The following is a 5,600-nucleotide window of genomic DNA, read 5'->3' as shown; positions in this document are numbered from 1 at the left end:
GAGTAACGCTCCATTGGCGCGCGAGAGCATGGCTTCGAATTCCCAGAACTCCGACGTATCGGTCAGCCAGACGCCTGCCATCAGGTTCCCTTCCTGTTCGGGGATTTCATGGAGCTGTACCAATAGGCCGGACGCAGGCTTAAGCCCGTGCGAAAGAAGAACCGTATGAAGCCAAGCCTGCAATGAGGATTGGAGTGCAGCCGCGTGYTCGATCTGAGCCTTGACGGCGGCATTCTGCTGTTGAACATTGCGTTGGAGTGCCATGGTGCCTGATGGTTGCTGCTGATGGACGTGTTATCCATGCCTGGCTTTTGTCGGGTCACGGGGAAATTCAGGCGCCAGGTACCCGCTATAGGAGAGCACTGTACCGAGCAATGGGAGGCCGACTTCTACTTTGAACTGATACTGACCGTTGTCGATGCACTTCGATGCGGCCGTGCGAGGCAGGAGCCAAAGAGGGAAGGGAACGCCCGCTAGCCGGCCCCCGATGGGCCGCCAGACCCAGCCGCCATTGACAATGGAAACACCCAGCTTGAGGCGAAGCAGGCCCGATGACTCGACCCAGTAACCCGATGGATAACGACCTGTCGGCGTGAAGGTTGAGGCAAACGTGGAGGTTTTATTGAAGGTACGGTTCCAGTGAAGCTCGGTGTCAGTGCTGAAAATGGAAACGCTCATCGATGCAGTCCCGTCGCAAGGCGGGACACCAAGTTTTTGCGCAAGCCGCCGGCCTGCCCAACCTGCAAGGCCGGTGCCCAGGCGAACCTCGACTGTGCCAGAGAGCATGCCTCCAGACCGATGAAGTTCCTGGAGCAACGGGTGCAGTTGTGCGAAGGCCTCACCAAACCAGGTTTCAACGACTGCTGACATGCGCTCTTTCGGTTGCGGTGCAGTTCCGCCATGAACCGGATCAACAGAAGGGGGGGGCTGCACACTGCAGGTGATTTTAGGTGTGTAGCTGGCARGCCGCTGTCCTCCAGATGAAGGGCGCTGGCGGCTCGGGTCCTGTTGTCTTCAAAGGACGACCATTGCGCCCCGCTTCGCAACGAAGCGCAGTGATCCGTCTACCGCCCCGTATTCGCCCGTATCCGGTTCACTTCCACCGGCGTGATTTCACTCGCCCTATTGCCCCATGACTGTCGGACATGCGTCAGCACCAGCGCCATGTCGGCGTCGTTCAGCACCAGCACGAAGGGCGGCATGCCAAAGGGGCGAGGGTTGCCGGCRGTGGCCGGGGCGTAGCCGCCATTCAGCACGATCTGCACCAGGTTCACGGCCTGGCTCATGGTCACGGCGCGGTTGCCTGCCAGCGCCGGGTAGGCATTGGCGATGCCTTCGCCCTTGGCACCGTGGCACTGGGCGCAGTGCTGTTCATAGAGTTTGGCGGCGCGTTCCACCGACTCGCCCTGCGTCTTGATGGTGGCCGGCTCGGGGGGCGTGGTGTGCGAGGGCGGCAGCTCTTTGAGGAACTGCGCCATCGCGCCGAGGTCGGCATCGCTCAAATACTGCGTGCTGCGCTGGACGACTTCAGCCATGGGGCCGGTGACCGAGGCGCGTGGTGAAACGCCGTTTTTCAGAAGGCTCACGATGTGTTGCCTGTCCCAGTCGCTCACGCCCGCTTCATACGGCGAGGTCAATGAGGGCGCATACCAGTTCTGCATGGGGATCAGCCCGCCGGCCAGGTCCAGCCCCGCGTCGCTGGCGCCCAGCGCATTGCGTGCGGTGTGGCAGGCCGCACAATGACCCAGGCCCTTGACCAGGTAGGCGCCGCGATTCCAGTCGGCGCTGCGTGCGGTGTCCGGTTGGTACACACCGGGGCTGAAGTACAGGGCGCGCCACACCGCAAGCGCTGCCTGCGACTGGTAAGGAAAGCGCAGCGCATGGGATTGGTTGGGCTGCACCGCAGCGGGCATGCTACGCAGGTAGGCAAACAGCGCATCCGAGTCTTCGCGCGTGACCTGCGTGTAGCTGGTGTAGGGGAAGGCCGGGTAGAGCAGGCGGCCGTTTTTGGAGCGGCCGTTGTGCATGGCGCGCCAGAAATGGGCGGATGACCAGCTGCCGATGCCGGTTTTGTCGTCGGGCGTGAGGTTGGACGTGAACACTGTGCCAAACGGCGTAGCAATGCCGCGCCCGCCCGCATAGGCCTGGCCGCCTTGCACGGTGTGGCAGGTCTGGCAATTGCCGGCGCGCGCCAGGTAGGCGCCCCGGGCAATCAGGCTGTCGCTGGGGGCCGCGTTAGCCACAGGCGCCTTCACGTCGACTTCGTCGCGCACATTCAGGGCCCATACCAGCAAAACCGCGGCGGCTGCCAGGGTGGAAAGGCCCACCGCCCATTTGAGGAGGGTCTTCATTTTTGCGGTTTCCTGGTGGGCAAAGTCGGTACAGCGGGCATGTCTGCTGCGCTCCCGCAGGTGATGGCCACAGCGCCGGGTGCGAGCGCGGGCAGCGTGGTGGCTGGTTTGGTGCTTGCCGGCAGGGGCTGCGCCGCCACCCAGCTGGCGACGGCATTGATGTCTTCCAGGGTGAGTTTTTCCACTACATTTTTCATGCAGTCCGGCGCGTGCGCGCGGCGCTGGCCGGCCTTCCAGGCGCCCAGCTGTGCATTGAGGTAGTCACGCGGCAGCCCCAGCAGGCCTGGAATGGCAGGCGCCACGCCGGTCATGGCCTGGCCGTGGCACTGCACGCAGGCCGGCAGCCGGCGCGCGGCGTCGCCCTGCATGGCCAACTGCTGTCCATGGCGCATGGCCTCGGGTGATGCGGCAGCGGGCAGGGGTGCGGGATAGGGGACTTCGAGCTGGGAGAAGTATTGCGCGATCTCCATCAGGTAGGTGTCGCTGAGCGGTTCGATCAGCTGCGTCATGAGGCCGTAGTGGCGGCGCCCGTCGCGAAAGTTCAGCAGCTGGTTGTACAGGTAGCCCGCCGGTTTTCCCGCCAGGCGCGGGTAGTAGCCGTCGGGTGCAGCCCGGCCCTGCGGCCCGTGGCAGGCCGTGCAGGCCATGGTGCGCTGCGCGATGGTGTCTTCAAACGGCGGCGGGGCTGCCTGGGCGGCACCCGCCATGGCAAATGCAAGGCCGGCCCACAACAGCCGCGTGGCCAGCACACGCTTGCAAAAGCGTAGGAAAAATCTAGGGTTCATGGGGCCATCATGCCGCACATGGGCGGCCGGTGTCAGCATCAGTTGCGCTCCCAAAAAACATATCAGATGAAAAACGGTGAAATTGACGGGACGCTGGGCGCGGTGGACCCGTTGCAAAAGTCCCTGGCGGGGGCCGCACGGCTGACGGCAGCCGGGCTTGCCGCCCTACCTGCGGGGGTCTTGCAGCGCGCGGACACAGGCCAGAAAATGGTCCCAGCTGGTCTGCACTTCCTTCACACGCACGCCTTTGTCCAGCACTGCACCGCAGGCTGCTTCAGCGCGCCGCACCACCTTGGTCAATGCGCTGCCCGGCAAGGGGGGAATCTGCGCGCGCAGCGCGTCGGCTTTCGCCCGCATCTGCATGATGGCGTCCCTGGCCAGCGTCTTGTTGCCGGCGCAGGCAATCATGCCGATCATTTCCGCCATTTCACCAAACGCCGGATCCAGGTGCCAGGCCGCGGCCGTGCCGAGCGCCAGTACCCACAGGCGCTTGTTGYGTACAGAAGGTGCGTCTGCCGGCGCGCCCTGCAAGCTGGCGCCGGTAGCCTCCACGGCATCCTGGGCCGTCGGGCCGGGTGGCGTGGTGCCGGTCGCTGGGTGGGTGGGCTTGTTCATGGCGCTTTGTCTTGTATAGACAAGGCTGGATTTTGCCTGAGTGCTCCAGGACCCGGCAGCTGCCTGCGGCCAAGACCCGCTTTTCTTAGGGGAAAAGTGCCTGAAGCCGTTTATGGACGGGCGAAAGCAGCTATCAAAAATATAGCAAATTAACTGTTTAGCCAGTCTGCGATGTGCCGGCACACCCAGCCGGGATCGTCGTGCGGCAGGTCATGCCCGGCCCAAGGGTGTTCGTGGTGCGCGGCCTGCCAGGCTTTCGCCAGGCGAGAGGTGCAGCGCGGGTTCACCAGGTGGTCGGCCGCCGAAGACAGCAGCAGGGTGGGGCAGGTCGGCGGCGCGGTAATGCTGAAAGCCGCTGCGGCCCCCAGCTGGCGCCAGGCATTGGCGGCGCTGACGGGCGCATCCCGGCGGATACGGGTCCACGTGGCCAGGTCTTCATCGCGCGACGCGGTGTTGTTGCAGGTCAGCCGGTGGATGATGCGTTCGGCGCTGTCTGTATCGCCCCAGCGCAAAGCCAGCAAGGCCAGCGGCAGCCAGTTGGCCGGGCGCAGGCGTTCGGTCACCCGGCCGTGGGGACGCATGCTGGTGTTGACCAGCACCAGCCGCGAGACTTCGCCCGGGTACTGCAGCGCCCAGTCGGCCGCCACCATCGCGCCCAGTGACATCGCCACCAGCCGATAGGGAGGCTGCAGGCCGCTGGCCAATAGCTGTGCCCGTGCAAAGTCTGTCATGCCGCGCACCGAGCGCGGTGAGGTGCCGCGGTGAAAGACGCCGTTGCCCGGAAGGTCAAGCGCCACAGTCTGGCTTGCTTCGGCGGCAGGCAATGTTGCGGCAAGCTGCGGTGCAAAGCCGCCCCAGTGCCGCGCTTCGCGGGTCAGGCCCCTGAGCAACACCCAGGTCATGTCACAACACCCTGCGCGGGCGCCAGTGCGCTGCGGCAAGCCGTGCGAGCTGCACGCGCTGGTCGCCCGAAGGCAGCCAGCGCGGTGYGGAGAATGCGGCGCGTGTCAGGAAATCCAGCAGGTCTGCATGGCGGCGCAGTACACGCCGTGTGCGGTGGGCCTTGATGGGGTTGAAAATTCCATGGCGCGAAAACAGCTGGCGCGGGTTCTTGCGTATCCATAACCACGAGCCCAGCTCCAGCGTCATCGGCAAAAAGATGTTCTCCGCCGGGGCGCGATCATAGGCATGGTCCCAAAGGTCGCCGTGCAGCAGGTACTGGTTGCTTTGCGGCTCAAAGCTGTAGGCGTGGTGCGGGTGCGATTGCTCCAGCATGGTCCGCAGTGCAAACATCTCCGGCAGGTGCGGCATCAGCCGGCGCGTCCTGGCGTACGGAAACCACAGGCTGTCCTCAAAGCCGTAGCCCGAATGGCAGTCCAGTGCCAGGCTGAAGGGCCGGCTGGCCAGTTGTTCCCGCACCACTTGCAATACGGCCGCGCTTTCCACTTCCATCGGCATGCCCGGCCTTCCGCAGTACCAGGGAAGCTGGGGGCTCACGGTTTGCCCGCCGGCCAGGAAAGGCACACGGGCGTCGGCCTTGTGGGGGGCGTTGCGCATCAGGTCCACGCCCTGGGGGTTGGCGCGCTTGTGCGCCCACATGCCGCCGGGATTCACGATGGGCATGAACACCAGCCGGATCTTTTCGAGTTGCCGGTGCAGCAGATCGTCCCACTCCAGGCGAAACAGCAACGCCCGCATGTAATGCAAAACCAGCTGCGTGCCGATGCGTTCCAGTCCATGGATGCCGCCGAAGAAGCCCACCGCGGGCGCCGCCGGATCGCGGGAGCCGATGCCCGCCACATACAGGGGAAAAGACGGGCCGGCAGTATGCGCTTCGGCCGCAACGGCC

Annotated in this window: 7 protein-coding genes; all 7 read right to left on the bottom strand. The window is 64.8% G+C overall.

Annotated features, from left to right (window positions below):
• A partial coding sequence (locus AC1D1X_RS14335; protein WP_477698508.1) for a hypothetical protein occupies positions 1-264 on the bottom strand: 264 nt, incomplete at its 3' end.
• Between the two features lie 30 nt (positions 265-294).
• Positions 295-870, bottom strand: coding sequence for a DUF4166 domain-containing protein (locus AC1D1X_RS14330; RefSeq protein ID WP_477671471.1), 576 nt, complete (start codon positions 868-870; stop codon positions 295-297).
• 194 nt (positions 871-1,064) lie between these two features.
• Entirely contained in the window at positions 1,065-2,351 is a 1,287-nt protein-coding gene (locus AC1D1X_RS14325) for a c-type cytochrome (protein WP_477671472.1), read from the bottom strand.
• Positions 2,348-3,136: a c-type cytochrome gene (locus tag AC1D1X_RS14320; protein WP_477671473.1), complete on the bottom strand. Its 789-nt coding sequence runs from the start codon at positions 3,134-3,136 to the stop codon at positions 2,348-2,350. Before AC1D1X_RS14320 ends, AC1D1X_RS14325 begins: the two co-directional genes overlap by 4 nt.
• A 165-nt stretch (positions 3,137-3,301) precedes the next feature.
• On the bottom strand, positions 3,302-3,751 hold the full coding sequence (locus AC1D1X_RS14315; RefSeq protein ID WP_477698507.1) for a hypothetical protein: 450 nt from the start codon (positions 3,749-3,751) through the stop codon (positions 3,302-3,304).
• Between the two features lie 149 nt (positions 3,752-3,900).
• Complete coding sequence (locus AC1D1X_RS14310; protein WP_477671475.1) at positions 3,901-4,653, bottom strand: alpha/beta fold hydrolase; 753 nt, start codon at positions 4,651-4,653, stop codon at positions 3,901-3,903.
• Between the two features lies 1 nt (position 4,654).
• On the bottom strand, positions 4,655-5,600 hold a 946-nt coding region (locus tag AC1D1X_RS14305; RefSeq protein ID WP_477698506.1), incomplete at its 5' end, for a M14 family zinc carboxypeptidase.

Source organism: Polaromonas sp. P1_G4 (assembly GCF_056405475.1).
Note: the sequence above shows the minus strand (reverse complement) of the source record. Positions and strands in the feature narration are given on the sequence as shown.

Bases quoted from the DNA above. Each gene is read 5' to 3' on its own strand.
- AC1D1X_RS14330 (WP_477671471.1), bottom strand. From the start codon at position 870: ATGTCAGCAGTCGTTGAAACCTGGTTTGGTGAGGCCTTCGCACAACTG.
- AC1D1X_RS14320 (WP_477671473.1), bottom strand. From the start codon at position 3,136: ATGAACCCTAGATTTTTCCTACGCTTTTGCAAGCGTGTGCTGGCCACG.
- AC1D1X_RS14310 (WP_477671475.1), bottom strand. From the start codon at position 4,653: ATGACCTGGGTGTTGCTCAGGGGCCTGACCCGCGAAGCGCGGCACTGG.